At 67.0% G+C, this 20,913-nt stretch carries 21 protein-coding genes; 3 read left to right on the forward strand and 18 right to left on the reverse strand.

Annotated features, from left to right (window positions below; genetic code table 11):
- Nucleotides 1-2: 2 nt before the first annotated feature.
- The 7 genes from ACEN9P_RS06935 to flgB all read right to left on the reverse strand — a co-directional run bounded on the left by ACEN9P_RS06935 (nt 3) and on the right by flgB (nt 5,279).
- The gene (locus ACEN9P_RS06935; protein WP_495621486.1) at nt 3-704 is read right to left on the reverse strand and encodes a flagellar basal body L-ring protein FlgH; all 702 of its coding nucleotides are present in this window, start codon (nt 702-704) and stop codon (nt 3-5) included.
- Entirely contained in the window at nt 704-1,486 is a 783-nt protein-coding gene (gene flgG / locus ACEN9P_RS06940) for a flagellar basal-body rod protein FlgG (protein WP_477660918.1), read from the reverse strand. The genes ACEN9P_RS06935 and flgG overlap by 1 nt, the downstream gene beginning before the upstream one ends.
- Nucleotides 1,487-1,556: 70 nt before the next feature.
- Nucleotides 1,557-2,297, reverse strand: coding sequence for a flagellar basal body rod protein FlgF (locus tag ACEN9P_RS06945; RefSeq protein ID WP_495621487.1), 741 nt, complete (start codon nt 2,295-2,297; stop codon nt 1,557-1,559).
- A 43-nt stretch (nt 2,298-2,340) separates the two neighbouring features.
- A complete protein-coding gene (gene flgE, locus ACEN9P_RS06950) occupies nt 2,341-3,627 on the reverse strand; it encodes a flagellar hook protein FlgE (RefSeq protein ID WP_477714118.1) in 1,287 nt (428 codons plus the stop codon).
- Between the two features lie 91 nt (nt 3,628-3,718).
- A complete protein-coding gene (locus tag ACEN9P_RS06955) occupies nt 3,719-4,384 on the reverse strand; it encodes a flagellar hook assembly protein FlgD (RefSeq protein WP_477660915.1) in 666 nt (221 codons plus the stop codon).
- A gap of 38 nt (nt 4,385-4,422) precedes the next feature.
- Complete coding sequence (gene flgC / locus ACEN9P_RS06960) at nt 4,423-4,839, reverse strand: flagellar basal body rod protein FlgC (RefSeq protein WP_495621488.1); 417 nt, start codon at nt 4,837-4,839, stop codon at nt 4,423-4,425.
- Between the two features lie 35 nt (nt 4,840-4,874).
- Nucleotides 4,875-5,279: a flagellar basal body rod protein FlgB gene (gene flgB / locus ACEN9P_RS06965; protein ID WP_495621489.1), complete on the reverse strand. Its 405-nt coding sequence runs from the start codon at nt 5,277-5,279 to the stop codon at nt 4,875-4,877.
- Nucleotides 5,280-5,568: 289 nt separating this feature from the next.
- Here flgB and flgA point away from each other — a divergent pair, with 289 nt between their 5' ends.
- The 3 genes from flgA to ACEN9P_RS06980 all read left to right on the forward strand — a co-directional run bounded on the left by flgA (nt 5,569) and on the right by ACEN9P_RS06980 (nt 7,111).
- The gene (gene flgA / locus ACEN9P_RS06970; protein ID WP_495621490.1) at nt 5,569-6,297 is read left to right on the forward strand and encodes a flagellar basal body P-ring formation chaperone FlgA; all 729 of its coding nucleotides are present in this window, start codon (nt 5,569-5,571) and stop codon (nt 6,295-6,297) included.
- Between the two features lie 74 nt (nt 6,298-6,371).
- Nucleotides 6,372-6,659 (forward strand): flagellar biosynthesis anti-sigma factor FlgM, encoded by a 288-nt coding sequence (flgM, locus tag ACEN9P_RS06975; RefSeq protein WP_477660911.1) that lies wholly within the window; start codon nt 6,372-6,374, stop codon nt 6,657-6,659.
- Complete coding sequence (locus ACEN9P_RS06980) at nt 6,656-7,111, forward strand: flagella synthesis protein FlgN (RefSeq protein WP_495621491.1); 456 nt, start codon at nt 6,656-6,658, stop codon at nt 7,109-7,111. The genes flgM and ACEN9P_RS06980 overlap by 4 nt, the downstream gene beginning before the upstream one ends.
- Nucleotides 7,112-7,846: 735 nt before the next feature.
- Here the strand turns inward: ACEN9P_RS06980 and ACEN9P_RS06985 are convergent.
- The 11 genes from ACEN9P_RS06985 to cheY form a co-directional block, all read right to left on the reverse strand.
- On the reverse strand, nt 7,847-9,541 hold the full coding sequence (locus ACEN9P_RS06985) for a methyl-accepting chemotaxis protein (RefSeq protein WP_495621492.1): 1,695 nt from the start codon (nt 9,539-9,541) through the stop codon (nt 7,847-7,849).
- Between the two features lie 28 nt (nt 9,542-9,569).
- Nucleotides 9,570-10,058, reverse strand: a complete 489-nt coding sequence (locus ACEN9P_RS06990) for a chemotaxis protein CheW (protein ID WP_495621493.1) — start codon at nt 10,056-10,058, stop codon at nt 9,570-9,572.
- A gap of 86 nt (nt 10,059-10,144) precedes the next feature.
- Nucleotides 10,145-11,848, reverse strand: a complete 1,704-nt coding sequence (locus tag ACEN9P_RS06995) for a methyl-accepting chemotaxis protein (RefSeq protein WP_495621494.1) — start codon at nt 11,846-11,848, stop codon at nt 10,145-10,147.
- A gap of 34 nt (nt 11,849-11,882) precedes the next feature.
- Nucleotides 11,883-12,371 carry a chemotaxis protein CheW gene (locus ACEN9P_RS07000; RefSeq protein WP_477701222.1) on the reverse strand — a complete coding sequence of 163 codons (489 nt, stop codon included), beginning with the start codon at nt 12,369-12,371 and terminating at the stop codon, nt 11,883-11,885.
- A gap of 78 nt (nt 12,372-12,449) precedes the next feature.
- Nucleotides 12,450-13,310, reverse strand: coding sequence for an RNA polymerase sigma factor FliA (locus ACEN9P_RS07005; RefSeq protein WP_495621495.1), 861 nt, complete (start codon nt 13,308-13,310; stop codon nt 12,450-12,452).
- A gap of 34 nt (nt 13,311-13,344) precedes the next feature.
- On the reverse strand, nt 13,345-14,022 hold the full coding sequence (locus tag ACEN9P_RS07010) for a MinD/ParA family ATP-binding protein (RefSeq protein ID WP_495621496.1): 678 nt from the start codon (nt 14,020-14,022) through the stop codon (nt 13,345-13,347).
- A 10-nt stretch (nt 14,023-14,032) separates the two neighbouring features.
- Complete coding sequence (gene flhF, locus ACEN9P_RS07015; protein ID WP_495621497.1) at nt 14,033-16,351, reverse strand: flagellar biosynthesis GTPase FlhF; 2,319 nt, start codon at nt 16,349-16,351, stop codon at nt 14,033-14,035.
- Nucleotides 16,348-18,414 carry a flagellar biosynthesis protein FlhA gene (gene flhA, locus ACEN9P_RS07020; RefSeq protein WP_495622148.1) on the reverse strand — a complete coding sequence of 689 codons (2,067 nt, stop codon included), beginning with the start codon at nt 18,412-18,414 and terminating at the stop codon, nt 16,348-16,350. The genes flhF and flhA overlap by 4 nt, the downstream gene beginning before the upstream one ends.
- Nucleotides 18,415-18,431: 17 nt before the next feature.
- Nucleotides 18,432-19,592 (reverse strand): flagellar biosynthesis protein FlhB, encoded by a 1,161-nt coding sequence (flhB, locus tag ACEN9P_RS07025; RefSeq protein WP_495621498.1) that lies wholly within the window; start codon nt 19,590-19,592, stop codon nt 18,432-18,434.
- Nucleotides 19,593-19,846: 254 nt separating this feature from the next.
- Nucleotides 19,847-20,497, reverse strand: a complete 651-nt coding sequence (cheZ, locus tag ACEN9P_RS07030) for a protein phosphatase CheZ (protein WP_495621499.1) — start codon at nt 20,495-20,497, stop codon at nt 19,847-19,849.
- Between the two features lies 1 nt (nt 20,498).
- Entirely contained in the window at nt 20,499-20,897 is a 399-nt protein-coding gene (cheY, locus tag ACEN9P_RS07035; protein ID WP_477664007.1) for a chemotaxis response regulator CheY, read from the reverse strand.
- Nucleotides 20,898-20,913 lie beyond the last annotated feature (16 nt).

The raw sequence follows: 20,913 nt of genomic DNA on the forward strand, positions 1-20,913 counted from the left end.
GGTCAGAACGGCAAGACGTTGAGGAAGACGCGCTGCAGCCAGCCCATGGTCTGCGCTTCGTCGATATAACCCTTGGCGCTGTATTCGATGCGTGCGTCGGCCACTTGGGTTGAGGGCACGGCGTTGTTGGCGCCCACGGTGCGCGGGTTGACCACGCCGGAAAAGCGTATGTATTCCGTGCCCTGGTTGATCAGCATCTGTTTCTCGCCGCTGACCAGCAGGTTGCCGTTGGCCAGCAGCTCCACCACGGTGACCGTGATCACGCCGTTAAAGGTGTTTTTGGAATTGGCGCCGCCCTTGGCGCTCATGGTGTTCTTGCCGTTCGCGTCGGCGTCCTGGTCGCTGGAGACCAGGCCGCTGAGCAGCTTGGGCACCAGGCCCAGGGCCGAGGTGGCGCTGCTGGTCCGGCTGGCGTCGGCGGCCGAATTTTTGCTGGCGTTGATGTTCTCGTTGATGACGATGGTCAGGATGTCGCCCACCTGGCGCGGCCGCCTGTCCTCGAACAGCGCCTGCGCGCCAAAACTGGTGCGGTAGATCGAGCCATAGGCCGGCACGGCTGGCCGCGGCTGCGCGTCGTAGCGCGCCGTCATGGGCTGGTGCACGATGGGCTCGCGCGGCAGCTGGGCGCAGCCGCCCAGCAATAGCCCGGCGGCGGCCGCCATCCAGCCGCCGGCACGGTGGGCGCACGCCAGCGGGCCGTTCATCACAGCTGCGCCAGGCGCGCGAGCATCTGGTCGGATGTCTGCACCGCTTTGCTATTGATCTCGTAGGCGCGCTGGGTCTGGATCATGTTGACCAGTTCCTCCACCACGTTCACGTTCGACGACTCGACGTAACCCTGGTTCAGCACGCCCGCGCCGTTCTGGCCGGGCGCGGTCTGGTTGGCGCCGCCCGAGGCGTCGGTTTCCACATAGAGGTTCTCGCCCTTGCTCTCCAGGCCCGCGGGGTTCATAAAGGTCGCGAGCTGGATCTGGCCTATCTGCACGCTGGCGCTGGAGCCGCCCTGGGTGATGGAAACCGTGCCGTCGCGGCCAATGGTCATACCGGTGGTGTCCTGCGGCAGCGTGATGGCCGGCTGCAGCGGGTAACCGTTGGCCGTCACCAGCTGGCCGTTCTGGTCGGGCTGGAAGGAGCCGTCGCGCGTGTAGGCATTGGTGCCGTCGGGCATCAGCACCTGGAAAAACCCGCTGCCGTTGATGGACACGTCGCGCGGGTTGTCGGTCTTGGTCGGATTGCCCTGGGTGTGTATGCGCTCGGTCGCCACCACGCGCGCGCCCGTGCCGATTTGCAGGCCGGACGGCATGCGGGTCTGGTCCGAGGTCTGGCCGCCGCTTTGGCGCAGGTTCTGGTACAGCAGGTCCTCGAACACCGCGCGGCTGCGCTTGAAGCCCGTGGTGCCCACGTTGGCCAGGTTGTTGGAGACCACGTCGAGCTGGGTCTGCTGCGCATCCAGGCCGGTCTTGGCGATCCAGAGGGAACGAATCATGGGAAAACTCCTGCGGGGGAAGTGTCAATAAAGGGTGTCGACAAAAGGCGCCAAGGCGTCAAAGGCCGGCTCAGCTCGACAGCAGCTTGTTGGCCTGCTGCTCGTTGCTCTCGGCGGTCTGCAGGGTCTTCATCTGCATCTCGAAACGCCGCGCATTGGAAATCATCTGCACCATGGCCTCGACCGGGTTGACGTTGCTGCCTTCCAGCGCGCCGGTCTGCAGGCGCACATCCGGGTCGGCCTGCGGCGCGGGCCGGCCGGCCTGCACGCGGAACAGGCCGTCGTCACCGCGCACCAGGTCGGCCGCGGCCGGGTTGACCAGCTTGAGGCGGCCGACTTCAGCCGCGCCCACGGCCGGGTCGCCCGCGCCTATGGCGGTGAGCACACCGTCGCCGCCCACCACCAGCGCGGAGCCCGGCGGCACCACCAGCGGGCCGGCGTCACCCATCAGGGGGCGGCCGCCCTGCGTGCTGACCTGGCCCTCGGCGCCCACCTGCAGGTTGCCCAGGCGCGTGTAGGCTTCGCTGCCGTCGGGCATCTGCACCGTGAGCCAGCCCTCGCCGCGCACCGCGACGTCCAGCGGCCGGCCGGTCTGCATCAAGGGGCCGGCGCTCATGTCGGCGCCCGGCGTGGTCGCCACCACCAGCGCGCGCGTGCCCATTTCCTCGCCGACCACGGGCACGGCGCGAAAGCTGTTGATCTGCGCGCGAAAGCCCGGCGTGGACACATTGGCCATGTTGTGGGCCACCGAAGCCTGCTGCTCCAGCGCCTGCTTGGCACCGCCCAGGCCTATGTAAATCATCCGGTCCATGCTGTTCCTTGCTTCTTACGTCCGATGCATCAATGCGCCGACATCAGCGCATGTTCACCAGGGTCTGCATCACCTGGTCCTGCGTCTTGACGGTCTGCGCATTGGCCTGGTAGGTGCGCTGCGCGATGATCAGGTTGACGAGCTCGCCGGTCAGGTCCACGTTGGAGGCCTCGACCGCGCCCGAGGCCAGCGCGCCCAGCTTGGTGCCGCTGCCCGGCGAGCCGGTCAGGGGCTGGCCCGATTCGGCGGTCTCGGCCCAGACGTTGTCGCCCTTGGGCTGCAGGCCGTTGGGGTTCACAAAGGAAGACAGCACGACCTGGCCCAGGGTCTGGGTCTGCTCGTTGGAGTACTTGCCGGTGATGGTGCCGTCCTCGTTGATCGCGAAGGCCGTGAGCTGGCCCGAGGTGAAGCCGTCCTGCGTGAGCTTTTTCGGGTCGTTGACGTTGCCGAACTGGGTGGAGCTGGTCAGGTCCATGGTGAACGTCATCGCGTTCGCGCCGTTGGCGAAGTTCAGGCCCGCGAAGTTGATCTTGCCGCCCACCAGCGTGGTGGGCGCGCCGGGGATCAGGTTGCCGTTGCCGTCAAAACCCAGGGTGCCGGTGGCCAGCGGCGCGCTGTTGGCGACCACGGGCGGGCCGGCCGGCGTGGGCGCGGCGATCATGCCGCCGGTCGCGTTGAGCGGGTAGCCGTCGGCCGTGGCGTAGACGCTCCAGGCGTTGGGGCCGGTCTTCACGAAGAAGGTGTTGATCTCGTGCGAGTTGCCCAGCGAGTCGTAGACCTTGACCGGGTTGGAATAGCTGTAGGTGGCCGAGTTGTTGGCGTCGAACGGCGTGGCGGCGGGCACCGTGCTGCGCGAATCGAGGTTGTACTGCGAGACGATGCTTTGGGTGGCCTTGGGCGCCATGGCCGCGGTGGGCAGCTGCAGCGGGCCGGGCGTGCCGCCGGCCACCGTGCCGTTGGCCGAGCGCTGGTAGCCGGTCAGGCGCAGGCCGCCCGCATTGACGATAAAACCGTCGGCATCCTGGTCGAACTGGCCGTTGCGCGAATACATGATCTCGCCGCTGGGGCTGGCCATGCGAAAGAAGCCGTCACCGTTGACGATGGCGACGTCCAGCCCGCGCGTGCTGCTTTGCACCGCGCCGGCGCTGAAGTTCTGCACCACGGCCGCAACCCGCGTGCCCAGGCCGACGCGCGAGCCCGCATAGACGTCGGAGAACAGCGTGTTGCCCGACTTGAAGCCCACCGTGCCCGAGTTGGCGATGTTGTTGCCGATGACGTCGAGATTGCTGGCGGAGGCGTTCAGGCCACTCACCCCTTGTGCGAAACCCATGGTGTTTCCTTTTTATTCAGTTGATTGCTTGCGGTTACAGGGAAATGGGGCGGCTGCCCCGGGGCCGTCAGGCCGCGACCTCACAAAAAAATCAGAGCACCTGCCGGACTTCGTCGAGCCCGGCCTTGCGGCCGCCGCCCAGGTCCAGCGAGGCGCCGCCGTAGACCTGCGCCACGCTGGCGACCTTGGCATAGGTCAGCGCCAGGGACTGCACGTCTTCCTTGCCGGCCTTGGCCGTCACGCTGAGGCTGTAGTTGCCGTCGGGCACGGCGGCGCCGGTGTCGCTCTTGCCGTCCCAGTCGACCATCTTCACGCCGGCCGGCAGCGCGCCCAAATCGAAAGTGCGCACCACCTCGCCGGCCGCGTTCTTCACGCTGACCTTCACCGCGTCGGCGGCGCCGGCCAGGTCTATGCCGAATTTGTCCGGCACGCCGTCCTTGACCACCGCCTCCTTGCCCGGCACCAGCACGGTGCGGCCTATCAGCGCGGCCGACTGCAGCACCTGGCTGGCACCGCTCTGGGCCAGCAGCGACTGCACCGCGCCGTTGAGTTTTTCAATACCGCTCACGGTGCTCATCTGCGCGAGCTGCGAGGTCAGCTGCGCGTTGTCCAGCGGGTTCAGCGGGTCCTGGTTGTTCAGCTGCGTGACCAGCAGCTTGAGGAAACGCTGCTCGCTGTCGGCGGCGGAACCCTGCTTCGAGGCCAGGGCGTTCAGCGTGCTCGCGGGATCGGATGCGGCGGGGGCGTTCACGGCCATGAAAATTCTCCTGTGGGGGCAAAGGGATGGCGCGGCGTTTACTGGCCGACGGTCAGGGTCTTGAGCATCAGCGTCTTGGCGGTGTTGAGCACCTCGACGTTGGCCTGGTAGGAGCGCGAGGCCGAGATCATGTTGACCATCTCCTCCACCGGGCTGACGTTGGGCATGGCCACATAACCCTCGGCATTGGCGGCCGGGTTCTTGGGGTCGTGCACCAGGCGAAACGGGGAGGCGTCCTCAACGACACGCGAGACGCGCACCCCGCCTATGGCGTCACCGGGCACGGGTGCGGTTTCAAACACCACCTGGCGCGCGCGGTAGGGCAGGCCGTCGGGGCCGGCCACGCTGTCGGCATTGGCCATATTGCTGGCCGCCACGTTCATGCGCTGGGACTGCGCCGTCAGGGCGGAACCGGCAATCGCGAAGATGCCGCTGGAGCTGTTGAAATCCGGCATGGGTGCAAACCTGGTTTGTGTGGGGTGTAAGGGGATTACTGGGCCGCCGCCAGCAGCGACTTGATCTTGGCGCCCAGCAAGGTCAGGTTGGCTTCGTAGCGCATAGCGTTGTCGGCGAAGTTGACGCGTTCCATGTCCATCTCCACCGTGTTGCCGTCTATGCTGGACTGCGCGGGCGTGCGGTAGAGCAGCTCGTCCGCGCCCGAAGCGCGCGCCTCGCCGGGCAGGTGGCGCGCCGACGTGGTCGACATGGTCATGGACATGGACTGGCGGCCGCGCTCCATCGCTTCGGTGAGCCGGCTGCTGAAGTCGAAGTCGCGCGCCTTGTAGTGCGGCGTGTCCGCGTTCGCGATATTGGCCGACAGCACTTCCTGCCGCCGCGCCCTGAGGCTGAGCGCCTCCTGGTGGAAGCGCAGCGCTGAATCCAGTTTGTCCATCATTGCCTTTTCTCCGTGCTTGGGCACCGCGCCCGCGCAGTGCCGCCTTTGAAAAATTGTAGGAATTGCCTGCTTTTTTAATCAGCGGAACAGACGGTGTTTAGCCGGCCAATTCAGGCCTTGCCGGCGGCGCCGCAGGCTTTGTCGCAGCTACGCATTGCACTACCGGCGGACGTTTTTCAATCGGACGAACAGCAGGCCGATTGCTGCGCACTTCAGGCCTTGGCCGCGCCGGGGGCTGCCTAGAATTCCATTCATCCTCAAGGCCTGCCCATTGAATAAGTACCTCACGATGACCGCGTCCGGAACCCAGCGCTCACGGCTTGCACGCAGCCTCGCGCTGCTGCTCGCCGGCCTGGCCGTTTCCAGCCTGCCGGCGCGTGCCGCGGGACCGCAAGCCGCGCCGCTGGCCGGCAGCGCGCGCCCCGTGATAGAGCGCTTTTTGCAGGAGCAGGCTGCGGGCCTGCCCGGCCAGGTGTTGATCACGATAGACACGCCCCTGTCGGGCGCGCTGCCGCCCTGCGATGCCCTTGAGCCTTTTTTGCCGGGCGGCGCGCGGCTCTGGGGCCGCGTGTCGGTCGGCGTACGCTGCAACTCGGCCCAGCCCTGGACACGTTATGTGCCGGCCTATGTGGCCGTGCGCGGCAACTACTACGTCGCGGCCAGGCCCATCAGCGCCGGGCAAGTGCTCACTGCGGCCGATGCCGCTGTGCGTGAAGGCGACCTCGCGGCCTTGCCGCGCGGCGTGGTCACGGACCCGGCGCAGTTTGACGGCGTGACCGCCCTGAACACCATTGCCTCCGGCGCGCCGCTCAGGCGCGAATCGCTGCGCGCCGCCATCGCGGTGCAGCAGGGCCAGGCCATACGCCTGCGTACCCGCGGCCCGGGTTTTACCGTCAGCACCGAAGGCAAGGCCATGAGCAGCGCCGCGGTGGGCGCCCTGGTCCAGGTCAGGACGGCCGGCGGCCAGCTGCTCAGCGGCATTGCCCTGGCGGACGGCACGGTGGAGCGGGTTCACTGAATTTTTTGGAATGAACCCTAAAGTTTTCATCCAGGCGGCCGTTAGAACGATCAGATCCCCCTGAGGAATACCCCATGAATATCCAGAAAACCTTCACATTCCTCAAGAATGTGGCCGACAGCGTGGCGCCCGCCGCCACCCGCGAGGGCCGGCCCGCATCGGCCGCGCCTGCCCCCACAGCCCTGGCGCGCCCGGTCTCGCCCGCGCCGCTGCTGTCCAGCCAGTCGGACTTCGACGCCGCGCGCGTGGCCCGCATCCGCGAAGAAATCAGCGCCGGCCGCTACCAGGTCAATACCACCAAGATCGCCGACGGCCTGCTGGCCACGGTGCGCGACCTGCTGGGCGAAGAGCCCCAAAAATGAGCAGCGCGCTGGCCGGACTGCTGCACCGCGAACATGCGGCGACAGGCCTGTTCCTGGAACTGCTGGGCCTGGAAGCCCAGGCCATGACCGAGGGGCTGTTCACCGAACTGCCCGGCCTGGCCGAACGCAAGTCCCAGCTGGCCGAACAGATCAGCGCCATCAGCCGCCAGCGCGAGGCGCTGCAGCAAAGCCTGGGTTACGGCCCCGGCCGCAGCGGCGCCGATGCCGCGGCCGCCGCGGGCGACGCCGTGCTCAAGACCGCCTGGCAACAGCTGCTGGCCCGCGCGGCCGAAGCCCAGGCCATGAACCACCGCAACGGCGTGATGGTCCACACCCACCTGGACTTCACACGCCAGACCCTGAATTTCCTCAAGGCCGGCGGCCAGCCGCTCTACGGGCCGGATGGGACGCACCAGTCGGGGGGCAGCGGGAATCGGCTGGGGGTTGGCTGACCCCCTCTCCATCCCCCGCTGAGGGAAGGCCGGGTCTTGCTCCAGCGGGGCGCTCCCCTCTGACTCCTGCTGGCCGGGAGTGGCCCGGCGGCCAGTAACTTTGGCGAAACCCGCAAAGCGGGTTTTCTTTTGTTCGCCAAAAGGCGCGCTGCGCGCGCGGGGTTCGCTCACTTCGCGTAGCGAAGTTACGCGAACACCAAAGTCACCAAAGAAAAGGCGACCCTACTTGCTGCGTCCCTCCGCTTCGCTGCGGGCAACCTGTGGTGCTCGGTCCAGCCGGGGTCTCGCTAAACTCGCTACGCTGCGCTTCGCTCAAACAACGCGATCCCTGATCCGTCTGGCCCTGCGCTCCTCGGCGCATCCAGAAGGGATGGGGACAGGAATACCAAACAGCCGAATACTTGAAGAAACAAGGACTCGCCATGGCGAGTCCTTGTTTGTATTTGTCTTCTTTCCCCGTTCCCGATTGCCCCGTCCTGGCTGGGCCGAGGAGCGCAGAGACAAGCGGATCAGGGCCGGCGTTGTCTGAGCCGAAGGCGAGTTTAGCCGGACCCCGCTTGGCTCGAGCACCGCAGGTTGCCCCGTAGCGCAGCGGAGGGGACCCAGACTGCGGGTCGCCTTTCTTTTGCTTACTTTTCTTTGGCGAAGCAAAGAAAAGTGAGTCGCCGCCGGGCGACCCCGGCCAGCAACTCCATGCAGAGGGCGGGGGCGCGCAAGCCGGCGCAAGACCCGAGCTTAGAACGTTTCCCAGCTGCCGCCGGCCATGGCCAGGTCACCATTTGCCGGTTTGCGAGGCGCGGCAATCGCCTCGCGCACTTGCGGTGGCTGTTTGGGCGTTGCGGACGGCCTGGCCACATGGGCGCGCTGGTGATGCGCAGCCGGCGCATGCCCGCCGCTCACCTTGAACACGCTGACCACCTGCGACAGGCTGCTGGCCTGCTCCTGCAAGGAGGACGCCGCGGCGGCCGCTTGTTCAACGAGTGCCGCGTTCTGCTGCGTGACCTGGTCCATCTGGGTGATCGCCTGGTTGATCTGCTCTATGCCTGAGGTCTGCTCCTGGCTGGCGGCGGTGATCTCGGCCATGATGTCGGTCACCCTCTTCACGCTGTCAACGATCTCGTCCATGGTCTTGCCGGCTTCGGCCACCTGCTTGCTGCCCTCTTCAACCTTGTCGACCGAGTCGCCTATCAGGGCCTTGATCTCCTTGGCGGCGCTGGCGCTGCGTTGCGCGAGGCTTCTGACCTCGGCCGCGACCACGGCAAAGCCCCTGCCCTGCTCGCCGGCACGGGCGGCTTCCACGGCGGCATTGAGCGCCAGGATATTGGTCTGGAAGGCAATACCGTCAATCACACCAATGATGTCGACGATTTTTCTGGACGATGCATTGATCGCGCCCATGGTTCCCACCACTTCGGCCACCACGCTGCCGCCCTTGACGGCCACACTGGACGCGGAGACCGCCAGCTGGTTGGCCTGGCGTGCGTTATCGGCATTCTGTTTGACGGTGGAGGTCAGCTCTTCCATGGACGCCGCCGTCTCTTCGAGCGAGCTGGCCTGCTGTTCGGTGCGTGATGACAAGTCATGGTTGCCGGCCGCGATCTCACTTGATGCGGTGGCAATCGTGTCCGTGCCGCTGCGCACATTACCGACGATGCCGAGCAAGTTGTCCTGCATGGTCTTCAAGGCTTGCAGCAGTTCGGCGGCCTCGTCGCGGCCCGTGCTGTGCACCGGCTGGGTCAGGTCGCCGTCGGCGATAAAACGCGCGCTGCGGGCCGCCTGGCGCAAAGGCCCGGTGATGGAACGGGTCAGCACAACGGCCGACGCAGCCCCCAGCAGCAAGGCCAGCACCGCGCCCACGACCAGGATCAGCCGGCCCTGGGCCGCGTTCTCTTCGGCGCGCACCAGCGCGGCGTCGTACAGCGTTTGCTGCTGCTCCTCGAGTTTGTGGATGCTCTCGCTGTAGGCCTCGGCCAAGGGCTTGAGCTCTCGCTCCAGCACGGCGGTGACGTCTTCCCCGGCCTGGCGCCGCTTGAGCACGGCGGCGCGCGGCGTGCGGTAGGCCTCGCGCGCGGCGTCGATGCTGGCCAGGAGCTTCTTGCCCTCTTCCGTATCGACCAGTTCGACCAGGCGCTTGCGCGAGGCATTCGAGATTTCCGAGGTCTTGTCCATGTCGGCCTGCCACATCGGGATGCGGCTGGTGTCGGCGTCCATGATGGAGGCGCGTGTGCGTATCCAGTTCAGGTCTATGGTCTGGCGCCATTGCACCGCCATCTTGAGCTTTTCGTTGTCGATGGTGCCCAGCTGGTGGGTGGTCTCGGCCAGGCCCTGCAGGCGCCAGACGCCGGTGGCGGAAATCGCCGCCATGATAAAAAGAAGCAGGCCGAAAGCCAGCGCCAGGCGGCTGCCGACCTTGATGTTGTTGAGTGACATGGGTGCGAACTTTCAGGGTTTGAAGGGCTTAAAGCGTGGCGCGCTCTATCAGCGCCATGTCGCTGCTGGACATGAGCTTGTCGATGTCGACCAGGATGAGCATGCGGTCGTCCAGCGTGCCCAGGCCTATCAGGTATTCGGTGTCCAGCAGCGCGCCCATCTCCGGCGCGGGCCTGACCTGGTCGGCGTCCAGCGTGATCACGTCCGAAACGCTGTCCACCACCATGCCCATCACCCGGTTGGCGATGTTCAAAATGATCACCACGGTGAACTGGTCATAGCTGGGCGTTCCCAGATTGAACTTGATGCGCATGTCCACAATCGGCACGATGATGCCGCGCAGGTTGACCACGCCCTTGATGTGCTCGGGCGCATTCGCGATGCGCGTCACCGTGTCGTAGCCGCGCAGCTCCTGCACTTTCTGGATGTCCACGCCGTACTCTTCCTGGCCCAGCCTGAAGGCCAGGAATTCGAGGGCCTTGCCGGCCGCCGCGGAGCTGTTGTTTGTCTCGTGCATACGCACTCCTTTAGAAATCAATGGCTGTCTGTGCTTATCGGCCGGCTGCGATGAAAACTTAAGAGCTACTCACCGGGCCTTGCAGCTTAAAAAGTTTCCCAGCTGCCGCCGCCAGCCACGGCCAGCTCGCCACTGGCGGGCGCGGCCTTGCGCGAGGCCGCAATCGCCTGGCGCGCTTGGGGCGGCTGTTTGGGTGTGGCGGCCGGCCTGCTGGCGACCGGGCGGCGCGCCGGAGTGACGTGCCCGCCCTCGACCTTGAACACGCTGACCGCTTGCGACAGGCCGCTGGCCTGCTCTTGCAAGGAAGACGCCGCGGCGGCCGCCTGCTCGACCAGGGCCGCATTCTGCTGCGTGACCTGGTCCATCTGGGTAATGGCCTGGTTGATCTGTTCAATGCCGGAGGTCTGCTCCTGGCTGGCCGCCGTGATCTCGGCCATGATGTCGGTCACCCTCTTCACGCTGTCAACGATCTCGTCCATGGTCTTGCCGGCCTCGGCCACCTGGCTGCTGCCCTCCTCGACCTTGCTCACCGAATCATCGATCAGGGTCTTGATTTCCTTGGCCGCTGCCGCGCTACGCTGGGCCAGGTTGCGCACTTCGGCGGCCACGACCGCAAAGCCCCGGCCCTGTTCGCCGGCACGGGCCGCTTCCACCGCCGCATTCAAGGCCAAGATATTGGTCTGGAAAGCAATGCCGTCGATCACACCGATGATGTCGACAATCTTGCGCGAAGAGGCATTGATCGCACCCATGGTGCCTACGACCTCAGCGACCACCGTGCCGCCCTTGACGGCAACACTCGAAGCAGAGACCGCCAGCTGGTTGGCCTGGCGCGCGTTGTCGGCATTCTGTTTGACGGTGGAAGTCAGCTCTTCCATCGAAGCCGCCGTCTCTTCGAGCGAACTGGCCTGCTGCTCTGTGCGTGATGACAAATCATGGTTGCCGGCTGCGATCTCGCTGCTGGCCGTCGCAATCGTGTCGGTGCCGCTGCGCACATTGCCGACTATGCCCACCAGGGCATCATTCATGTCCTTGAGCGCCTGCATGAGCTGGCCGGTCTCGTCCTTGCTTTCGACGTCGATCCGGCTGGTCAGGTCGCCGGCGGCCACCGCGCGCGCCACCTGCACCGCATGCGACAGCGGCCGGGTGATGCTGCGCACCAGCAGCCAGGCCAGCAGGGCGCCCAGGCCCAGCGAGACCACGCTGCAGACCACCAGCAGCAGGCTGATCCTGGCGCGCAATGCCTCGCCGCGCTGCGCCGCGTCGTCCAGCAGTTCGCGTTCGGTGTCCACCATCTTCTGCACGCCGGCCAGGTAGTCGCGCGAAGTCGGCTCAAAACGTTCGTTGAAGATGCGGTTCGCGCCTTCCATGTCGCCCGCCTGCTTGGCCTTGCTGACGTCCTCGCGCGCGGCCAGGTAGACCTTGCGCAGCTCGCCGACCTTGTCGAAGAGCTGTTTTTTCTCGGGCGTATCCATTTGCTGCTCGAGGAATTTCTGCAGCTCGTTGGTGTTTTTGATCGAGGTTGCCGATGCCGGCGCGAAATACGCGACCAGGCCGACATCGCTGCTCTTGGCGATGGCCGCGGCGCGCTGTATGCCCGCGGTGGTGTGGCGCAGCCAGTCGGAGCCGGCCCGCTCGGTCTTGATGTTCTTCTCAACCATGGCCTTGATTTCCTCGCCCAGCTGGCTGAGCTTGAGGACGGCGAGCACGCTGCTGGTCACAAACAGCGCAAGAATAAGGCCGACCACGACGGCCAGGCGCTTGCCGATGGAGAGATTGCCTAAAAACATGATGGGAACTCCAAAAACAAAAAGGGGTGGCCGCTCAGGATGCGGCGGCGTTGATCAGCGCCATGTCGCTGCTGGACATGAGCTTGTCGATGTCGACCAGGATCAGCATGCGGTCGTCCAGCGTGCCCAGGCCTATCAGGTATTCGGTGTCCAGCAGCGCGCCCATCTCGGGCGCGGGCCTGACCTGGTCGGCGTCCAGCGTGATCACGTCCGAGACACTGTCCACCACCATGCCCATCACGCGGCTGGCGATGTTCAGGATAATCACCACGGTGAACTGGTCATAGCTGGGCGTTCCCAGATTGAACTTGATGCGCATGTCCACAATCGGCACGATGATGCCGCGCAGGTTGACCACACCCTTGATGTGCTCAGGCGCATTCGCGATGCGCGTCACCGTGTCATAGCCGCGCAGCTCCTGCACCTTCTGGATGTCCACGCCGTACTCTTCATGGCCCAGCCTGAAAGCCAGGAATTCGAGGGCCTTGCCGGCTGATGCGGGGCTGTTGTGTGTCTCGTGCATACGCACTCCTTTGGAATCAATGGACATCTGTCTCTACCGTGTATCTATCGTGTATCTATCGGCCGGCCTGATAAAAACTCAAGAGCTACTCACCAGGCCGCCCTGGCGTTTGGATGAATTCATCTCAGCGGATGGCATGGCCTTCGCGGCCCGGGGCCGTGCGGCCGCGGCCGGCTTGCGCGGCGCCTCTTGCAGGCCCAGCGCTTCGGCCAGGCCGGCGCGCAGCCGGCTGATGGCCTGGCTGTGCAGCTGGCAGACACGCGACTGGGTCACGTCCAGCACCGCGCCAATCTCGCGCAGGTTCAGCTCTTCCTCGTAATAAAGGCTGAGCAGCAACTGCTCGCGCTCGGGCAGCTGGCCTATGGCGGCGATCAGCTGGCGCCGGAAGTCGCCTTGCAGCAGCTGCGTGAGCGGCTCGTCGGCCAGCACCTTGTCACCATGGTCCTGCCGGTCCAGAAAGCTGCTCTCGCCGGCCTCACCGTCGCCGCGCTCAAAATCCTCGTAGTAGACAAGCTGGCAGCCGTGTATCTCATGCAGCAGCTGCTGATAGGCCGCCAGCGGCAGCTCCATGGCCTGGGCGATCTCGCTTTCACTGGGTGCGCGGCCCAGCTTTTGCTCCTGCGCGCGCACCGCCATGGACACGCTGCGCGAGGACCTGCGCAGGCCGCGCGACACCCAGTCGTTGGCGCGCAGCTCGTCGAGCATGGCGCCGCGTATGCGCTGGCTCGCGTAGGTCTCGAACTTCGCGCCCTGGTCGTCCTGGTATTTTTCGGCGGCGTCCAGCAAGCCCATCATGCCGACCTGTATCAGGTCGTCCAGCTCCACGCTGGCCGGCAGCCTGGCGATCAGCTGCAGCGCCAGCCTGCGCACCAGCGGCGCGTGCTGCGCCAGCAGCTCCGACGGGGCGGACTGGGCCATCTTTCCCTGGGGGGTGTACATGGAAGGATTCCTCCTGCTTCTTGAACGGTCGGGATCAGGCAGCGGCCGCGTGCAGGCTGTGCACGCGCGGCGCGCTGTCTGCTTCGGCGGCGGGCTGCACCGGCCAGCGCAGCAGCGCCGAGGCCAGCCGGTAAAAATCCGCCGCGGCCGGGCTGCCCGGAAAGGCCTCGACCACGCTGAGGTTGAGCCCGCTCGCCTCGGCGAGCTGCGGGTCGGCGCTGATGCAGCCGGCCGGCTCCAGCGCCAGGCCCAGGTAGCGGCCCGCGGCGCCGGCCAGGTTGGCCAGGATGCGCTGGGCCTCGGCCTCGTCGGCCGCGTGGTTGACCAGCACACGCACGCGCCGCAGCCCATGGGCCTGCTGCAGCCGCTTGATGCGGGCATAGGCGGTGGTGATGGCTTGGGCCTCCGGCCGCAGCAGCACCACCATCTCGTCGGCCCGGGCCGCGAGCGGCGACAAGGTGCCCTCTTCGCCCAGCACCGCGTCGAGCAGCACCAGCCGGCCGCGGCGCCGCGACGGCCCCGAAGGCGCATCACCGCGCTCATCGACCAGGCGCACGTCCTGACCCAGGCGCGCCAGTGCCGCCGCGAGATTCAGCGTGACGCTGCTCACACCCGCGGCCGGCGCGCCGGCGACAAAGGCCAGCAGCCGGCCCGGGCTGTTCGCCATGAGGCGCCTGAGCCCGTCGGCCTGGTCGCTGCCCGGTGTCTTCACGCGTCCATCCTCAGCCGCGCGCGGCGGGCATGTGTGCCGGCAAGGGCGAGTCCACGCCCTCGGTCTCCAGCGCGTCCAGCAGCACCAGCAGCTTGCCCAGGCCTTCGAGCAGCACGGCGGCCGGCACGGGCCGGCCCGCTTTGGGCGCGCGCCCGGCCAGCTGCGCGAGCGCGGCGCGTGCCGTCTCGGCCCAGCCGTCCTGCAGGCCTTGCAACAAGAACACCGTGGCGCAGGCCTGGCCGGCAATCAGCCGGCGCGCGGGCCCATCGGCCGCGTCGAGCTGGCCAATGCCCTGGCCCAGCAATTTGAAATAGGGTTCAGCGGCGCTGCGCCAGGCCGGCCACTGCGCCATGCGCTGCGCCGGCACCCGCACGGCTTCGCCGGCCAGCACATAGCTGTGGGCCAGCAGCTTGCCGCTTGCGGCATCCACCATGCGCCTGACCACGCAGCGCAGCACCGGCAGGGGCGGCTGCGTGCCCGGCGCCATCTCACCCAGCTCGGGCCGCAGGCTGATGCGCGCCTCGGCCACCGACATCAGCGCCGCCTTCTTGCGGTAGAGCACAGGCTGGGCCGTGCCGAAGTCCAGGCCCGCGGCCAGCTTGCCCAGCGTGCCGCGCGCGCCGGTGTCCGCATCGACCATGCGCATGGCCGAGCTGCCGGCCGCCGCCCAGGCGCGGCCTTCAAGCTGCCACTGGCGGATCAAGCCGGCCTCGGGCACTTGCGCGAACAAATGAACCACCGTCATGCCCAGCGCGGGCTGCAGCGCCCACCCTGCCGGCCGTGCCGGGTCCGCATGGCCTTGCAGCGGCGCCGCAAACACCTGGCCCGTGCGGTCCGACAGCAGCAGCGTGCCGCCCGGCGCTGGGGCCGCATCGCTGCCGCGCGCTTCACCGGCCACGGCCAGCACATGGCCGTCGCACAGCGCGGCGCTGTCTTCCACGGCCCGGGACAGCAGCGCCCTCGACACACGCTGCGCGTCGTCGGCATCCGCAGGAGCGGAAAGCCGGCGCCACAGCGCGCGCGTTTCCTCAAACCCTATGCCGCCCTGCGACAGCGCGGCCGCGTTGGCGGCCAGCTCCTGCGCGTTGTGGGTCAGGGCATTGATCAGTTGCCGGCATTGCGCGCGCAGGCGTTCGCTGGCGGCTTGCGCCTCTTGGCCAGCGGCCGCGGGTTTGTCCTCCAGCCCGGACTCGCCGGGCACAAACAGCGCGCTGCGGCTTTTCGCCTGGAACACGCTGTCGACCAGGGCCCGGCCGTCGGCCGGCGCCAGGTGCTCGGGCACTTGCTGGCCGCTGGAGATGTAATGCACCGGCAGCTGGTGGCGTATCGCCATGTCGATCAGCGCGCCCGGGTGCGTGGCCTCATCGACCTTGGTGAAGATGCAGCCGGCCAGGTCCCATTCGCTGTCGGTGCCGCCGGCCTTCTCGCCATGGCGGTAGGCCTGCACCACTTCATTCAGGGTGTCGCCGTGGCTGGAGGCATTGAGCAGCAGCAGGCGCTTGACCGGCCGGCTCGCGCCGCAGAGCATGGCGATCTGGCCGGCGACGGCGCGGTCGCGCTGGCTCATGCCCACGGTGTCTATCAGCACCATGTGTTTGTCGCGCAGGCCCGCCAGCACCCGGTCCAGGTCGGCCGCGTCCTTCACCGCATGCACCGACACGCCCAGGATCTGGCCGTAAATGCGCAACTGCTCGTAAGCGCCTATGCGGTAGCTGTCGGTGGTGACCAGGGCCAGCTTGTCGGCACCAAAGCGCATCACGCAGCGCGCCGCGAGCTTGGCCGTGGTGGTGGTCTTGCCCACGCCGGTCGGGCCCATCAGCGCATACACGCCGCCCTCGTCCAGCAGCGCGCCTTCGTCTTCGAGCAGCGGCATGCGGCGCGCGAGCTCGGCCTTCGCATAGTCCATGCCCTGCGCATGGCCCTGGCCCGTGGGCAGGTCCTGCAGGATGTCCTTGGCCAGGCGCGCGCTGAAACCCGCGCCCAGCAGGGTGCGCAGCAAATGGCCGCGCACCGGGTCGCGCCGCTGCTGCTCGTTCCAGGCCATGCCGGCGAGCTGCTCTTCAATCATGCCGCGCATGGAATGGATTTCGCGCAGCACGGCATCGCTTTCGGCCGGCGGACTCACGGGAGCGACGGGCACGGCCTCGGGTGCGGGCACCGCAACAAACTCATCGAGCGCCGCGAGCACTTCCACGCCTTCAGCCGTCACGCGATTCGACAGCACCACGGCATCGGGGCCCAGTTTTTCGCGCACCAGGCGCAAGGCCTCGCGGCTCGAAGGCGCGACGACCCGGCAGGTCTCACCGATGTTGATGCTGCGGCTGTTCACGTCGTGGCTCCAATCGTGGCGGTCACCTGGATGGTGCGGGTGTCGGGTATCTCAGCGTGCGACAGCACCTTGAGCTGCGGCAGGCTGCGGCGCAGGAAGCGCGCCAGCAGCACGCGCAGCGGGTGCTGCACCACCAGCACAGGCGCCAGGCCCAGCCCGGCCTGGCGGTCCATGGCCTGCTGGGCTTCGCGCAGCAGCCTGTCGGCCAGGCCCGGCTCCAGGCCGGCGCTGTTGGCCAGGGCCTGCAGCAGCACACGGTCCAGCGCGCTGTCCAGGCCTATGACCTGCAGGGCGTCGTTGCCCGGGAAAATCTGCTGCACGATGGCGCGCGACAGCGCCAGCCGTATCAGCGAGCTCAGCTCGGTGGTGTCGCTCACGGTGGGCGCATGCTCGGCCAGCACGTCGAGGATGGTGCGCATGTCGCGTATCGGCACGTTTTCCTCGAGCAGGTTCTGCAGCACTTTCTGCAGCGTGGTGAGCGACAGCGTCTTGGGCACCAGGTCCTGCACCAGCATGGGCGATTCCTTGCCTATGCGGTCCAGCAGCTGCTGCACTTCCTGGCGGCCCAGCAGCTCGGCCGCATGCGCGTGGATCAAATGGTTGAGGTGCGTGGCCACCACGGTGCTGGCGTCGACCACGGTGTAGCCGTAGATCTGCGCCTGCTCGCGCAGGCCGCTGTCTATCCAGGTCGCGGGCAGGCCGAAGGCCGGGTCCCTGGTCTGCGTGCCCGGCAGGGGGGCGCTGACCTGGCCCGGGTTGATGGCCATCCACTGGCCGGGGAAGGCCTCGCCCTCGCCGATCTGCACGCCCTTGAGCTTGAGCACATAGGCGTTGGGCTTGATTTCCAGGTTGTCGCGGATATGCACCACGGGCACCAGGAAACCGATGTCCTGCGCGAACTTCTTGCGTATGCTTTTGATGCGGCCCAGCAGCTCGCCGTTCTGGCTTTTGTCCACCAGCGAGATCAGCCGGTAGCCGACCTCCAGCCCCAGCGGGTCCACCAGGGCCACATCGTCCCAGCTGGCCTCCTGCGATTCGGCCGGGGCCGGCGGCGGCGGTGCTTCCGCCGCGGCGGCCGCGCCCACGGCGCCGCGCTGCAAAATGCGCCGGCCCAGCCAGACCAGGCCGCCCGCGATGATCAGAAACGCGATGTTGGGCATGCCGGGGATCAAACCCATGAGGCCTATGACGCCGGCCGTCAGGAACAGCACCTGCGGATTCGCAAACAGTTGGCCCGTGAGCTGGCCGCCCACGTCCTCGTCGGTGGTGACGCGCGAGACGATGACACCGGCCGCCGTGGAGATCACCAGCGCCGGGATTTGCGCGACCAGGCCGTCGCCAATGGCCAGCAGGGTGTAGCTCGTGGCCGCCTGCGAAAAATCCAGCCCGTGCTGGGCCATGCCGACGATCAGCCCGCCGATGATGTTGATCACCAGGATCAGCAGGCCGGCCACGGCATCGCCGCGCACAAACTTGCTGGCACCGTCCATGGAGCCGTAGAAGTCGGCCTCCTGCGCCACTTCGGCGCGGCGCTTGCGCGCCACGTCCTCGCCGATCAGGCCGGCGTTGAGGTCGGCGTCGATGGCCATCTGCTTGCCCGGCATCGCGTCCAGCGTGAAGCGCGCGCCCACCTCGGCGATGCGGCCCGCGCCCTTGGTGATGACCATGAAGTTGATCACCACCAGGATGATGAACACCATCACGCCGACCGCGAAGTTGCCGCCCACCAGGAAGTGGCCGAAAGCCTCTATCACCTTGCCGGCCGCGTCGGGCCCGGTGTGGCCTTCCATCAGCACCACGCGCGTGGAGGCGACGTTGAGCGACAGGCGCAGCAGCGTGGTGAACAGCAGCACGGCCGGGAAGGCCGCGAAGTCCAGCGCCTTCATGGTGTACATGCTGACCAGCAGCACCATGATGGACAGCGCGATGTTGAAGGTGAACAGCAGGTCCAGCAAAAACGGCGGCAGCGGCAGCACCATCATGCTGAGGATCAGGATGATGAGCACCGGGCCGGCCAGGCCCTTGCCTTTGCCGCCGGCCATCATCTGGCGCGGCAGGCGCATCAGGTCGTCGACCAGCGTCATGCGGCGGCTCCTGCCGGGGCAAGGGAGGCAAGGGGATCGAGCGACTCAGGCACCGGCAGGTCGCGCGGTGCGCGCGGGGGCGCCACGCCGCCCTCGGCCGCGCGACGCAGCTGGTAGGCCCAGGCCAGCACCTCGGCCACGGCCGAATACAGCGCCGCCGGGACTTCATCGCCGAGCTTGGTGTGGCGGTACAGCGCGCGCGTCAGCGGCGGCGCTTCCAGTACCGGTATCTTGTGCTCCTCGGCCATGGCGCGTATGCGCAGGGCCACCAGGTCGGTGCCCTTGGCGATCACGCGCGGCGCGCGCATGTCCTTGTCGATGTACTTGAGGGCGACGGCGAAGTGCGTGGGGTTGGTGACGATGATGTCGGCCTTGGGCACCTCGGCCATCATGCGGCGCTTGGCCATCTGTTGCTGCTGCCGGCGTATCTGCGCCTTGATGTGCGGGTCGCCCTCGCTTTCCTTGTTCTCCTGGCGCAGGTCTTCGCGCGACATGCGCAGCTTGCGCGCATGGCTCCAGAGCTGGTAGGGCACGTCGATGCCGGCCACCAGCAGCAGCGAGGCGATGATCAGCGCGCAGCTGCCCGCCACCAGGTGCAGGGTGTGCGGCAGCGCGGCATGCGCGGGCTCGCGCATCAAGCCCATGATGGCGCCCAGGTCGTCCGCGATCACCCACCAGGCGACGCCGCCCACCAGCGCCGACTTGAGCAGGGTCTTGACGAGTTCGGCCAGCGACTCGACCGAGAACATGCGGCCTATGCCGGCAACCGGGTTGAGCTTGGAAAAATTCGGCGCCAGCGACTGGGCCGACAGCAGCCAGCCGCCCAGCAGCATGGGCGCGACCAGCGCGGCCACCAGCATCATCAGCAGCACCGGCAGCAGCGCCTGCATGGCGTGCAGCACGGCCGTGCCGGCCTGGTTCATCATGTGCGAGGCATCAAAGGCCGAGGCGCGCTCGAACTGCAGGCCGCCGCGCAGCGCGCTGTTGAAATGCCCGCCCATCATCTCGCCCAGCATCCACAGGCCAGCCACGCCGGTGGCCAGCATGACAAAGGTGACCAGCTCGCGCGACCGCGCCACCTGGCCTTCTTCGCGCGCCTTTTCCAGGCGGCGCGGCGAGGCCGGTTCGGTCTTTTCGAGCTCACTTTCTTCCGCCATCAATACTCCGCAGAGCGAGGCACAGGAGGCACCTCGTCATCAGAATTATTGGAGTGGAGAGCTGAAACCGATCTGCGAAACAGGCCCTGTATCGGGCTGTTCTTCAGGCAATAAGGGGGTGGTGTGTGCGGGGAAAGGCGAGGGTGCTTTGGGGCCGCCGGCCCCCACCCCTGCCCTCCCCCAGCGGGGGAGGGAGCTGTACTTGCTCCTTCCCCCTCTGGGGGAAGGTTGGGATGGGGGCCAGCGCCGCCTGACTAAAACCCCAGGCTGGCGAGCAAGTCATCAACCTGCCCTTGCCCATCCACCGCATCCGCATTGCCGATCTTGATCTGCGGCCCATTGAGCAAACCCTGGCCGGCTTCCTGGCGCTTGTCGGGCGGTGCGTTGTCAATCAAGAGCTGCAGCAGCTGCGTCTCCATGTCCTTGATCACGTCCATCATCTTCTTGATGACCTGGCCGGTCAGGTCCTGGAAGTCCTGGGCCATCATGATTTCCATGAGCTGGGCATTGGTGGCGCCGGCCTGCTGCGGCGCCTCGGCCAGGTAGCTGCGTGTGTCTTTCACCAGCTCGCGCGCATCGGACAGCTCGACCGGGCTGGCGAACCAGCCGTCCCAGCGCTTGCCGAGCTCCACCGCCTGCTTGGCCAGGCTGTCCTGTATGGGCTGGGCCACGTCGATGGCGTTGAGCGCCCTTTCGGCCGCGCGTTCGGTCATCTGGGCCACATAGCTCAGGCGGTCGCGCGCATCGGGAATCGCCTCGGCCGCGCGCGCGATGCTTTTGTCCAGGCCCAGTTCGCGCATGCCCTCGCGCATCTGGCGCGTCAGATGGCCTATGCGGTTGACCAGCTGTTCGGCCGAATCGCCGGCGGCCGCGGGCTGCAGTGCTACGGCTTGGTGTGCGTCCATGTCAGGCACCCTCCTTCTCGATCTTTTCGAAGATCTTGTTGATCTTTTCCTCCAGCGTCACGGCGGTGAAGGGCTTGACCACATAACCGTTGGCGCCGGCCTGCGCGGCCGCGATGATGTTCTCCTTTTTCGCCTCGGCCGTCACCATCAGCACCGGCAGCTTGGCGAACTGCGGGTCGGCGCGTATGGCCTGCAGCATGGCCAGGCCGTCCATGTTCGGCATGTTCCAGTCCGAGACCACAAAGCCGTAGCTGCCGGCCTTGACCTTTTCCAGGCCCGCCGCGCCGTCCTCGGCCTCGTCGACGTTGACGAACTCCAGCTCCTTGAGCAGGTTGCGCACAATCCGGCGCATGGTCGGGAAGTCGTCCACGACCAGGATCTTGATGTTTTTATCAACCACACTTCACTCCAGTTTT

This window comes from Polaromonas sp. Polasp52 (assembly GCF_059491565.1).

Bases quoted from the DNA above. Each gene is read 5' to 3' on its own strand.
- ACEN9P_RS06935 (WP_495621486.1), bottom strand. From the start codon at position 704: ATGAACGGCCCGCTGGCGTGCGCCCACCGTGCCGGCGGCTGGATGGCG.
- flgG (WP_477660918.1), bottom strand. From the start codon at position 1,486: ATGATTCGTTCCCTCTGGATCGCCAAGACCGGCCTGGATGCGCAGCAG.
- ACEN9P_RS06945 (WP_495621487.1), bottom strand. From the start codon at position 2,297: ATGGACCGGATGATTTACATAGGCCTGGGCGGTGCCAAGCAGGCGCTG.
- flgE (WP_477714118.1), bottom strand. From the start codon at position 3,627: ATGGGTTTCGCACAAGGGGTGAGTGGCCTGAACGCCTCCGCCAGCAAT.
- ACEN9P_RS06955 (WP_477660915.1), bottom strand. From the start codon at position 4,384: ATGGCCGTGAACGCCCCCGCCGCATCCGATCCCGCGAGCACGCTGAAC.
- flgC (WP_495621488.1), bottom strand. From the start codon at position 4,839: ATGCCGGATTTCAACAGCTCCAGCGGCATCTTCGCGATTGCCGGTTCC.
- flgB (WP_495621489.1), bottom strand. From the start codon at position 5,279: ATGATGGACAAACTGGATTCAGCGCTGCGCTTCCACCAGGAGGCGCTC.
- flgA (WP_495621490.1), top strand. From the start codon at position 5,569: ATGACCGCGTCCGGAACCCAGCGCTCACGGCTTGCACGCAGCCTCGCG.
- flgM (WP_477660911.1), top strand. From the start codon at position 6,372: ATGAATATCCAGAAAACCTTCACATTCCTCAAGAATGTGGCCGACAGC.
- ACEN9P_RS06980 (WP_495621491.1), top strand. From the start codon at position 6,656: ATGAGCAGCGCGCTGGCCGGACTGCTGCACCGCGAACATGCGGCGACA.
- ACEN9P_RS06985 (WP_495621492.1), bottom strand. From the start codon at position 9,541: ATGTCACTCAACAACATCAAGGTCGGCAGCCGCCTGGCGCTGGCTTTC.
- ACEN9P_RS06990 (WP_495621493.1), bottom strand. From the start codon at position 10,058: ATGCACGAGACAAACAACAGCTCCGCGGCGGCCGGCAAGGCCCTCGAA.
- ACEN9P_RS06995 (WP_495621494.1), bottom strand. From the start codon at position 11,848: ATGTTTTTAGGCAATCTCTCCATCGGCAAGCGCCTGGCCGTCGTGGTC.
- ACEN9P_RS07000 (WP_477701222.1), bottom strand. From the start codon at position 12,371: ATGCACGAGACACACAACAGCCCCGCATCAGCCGGCAAGGCCCTCGAA.
- ACEN9P_RS07005 (WP_495621495.1), bottom strand. From the start codon at position 13,310: ATGTACACCCCCCAGGGAAAGATGGCCCAGTCCGCCCCGTCGGAGCTG.
- flhA (WP_495622148.1), bottom strand. From the start codon at position 18,414: ATGCGCCTGCCGCGCCAGATGATGGCCGGCGGCAAAGGCAAGGGCCTG.
- flhB (WP_495621498.1), bottom strand. From the start codon at position 19,592: ATGGCGGAAGAAAGTGAGCTCGAAAAGACCGAACCGGCCTCGCCGCGC.
- cheZ (WP_495621499.1), bottom strand. From the start codon at position 20,497: ATGGACGCACACCAAGCCGTAGCACTGCAGCCCGCGGCCGCCGGCGAT.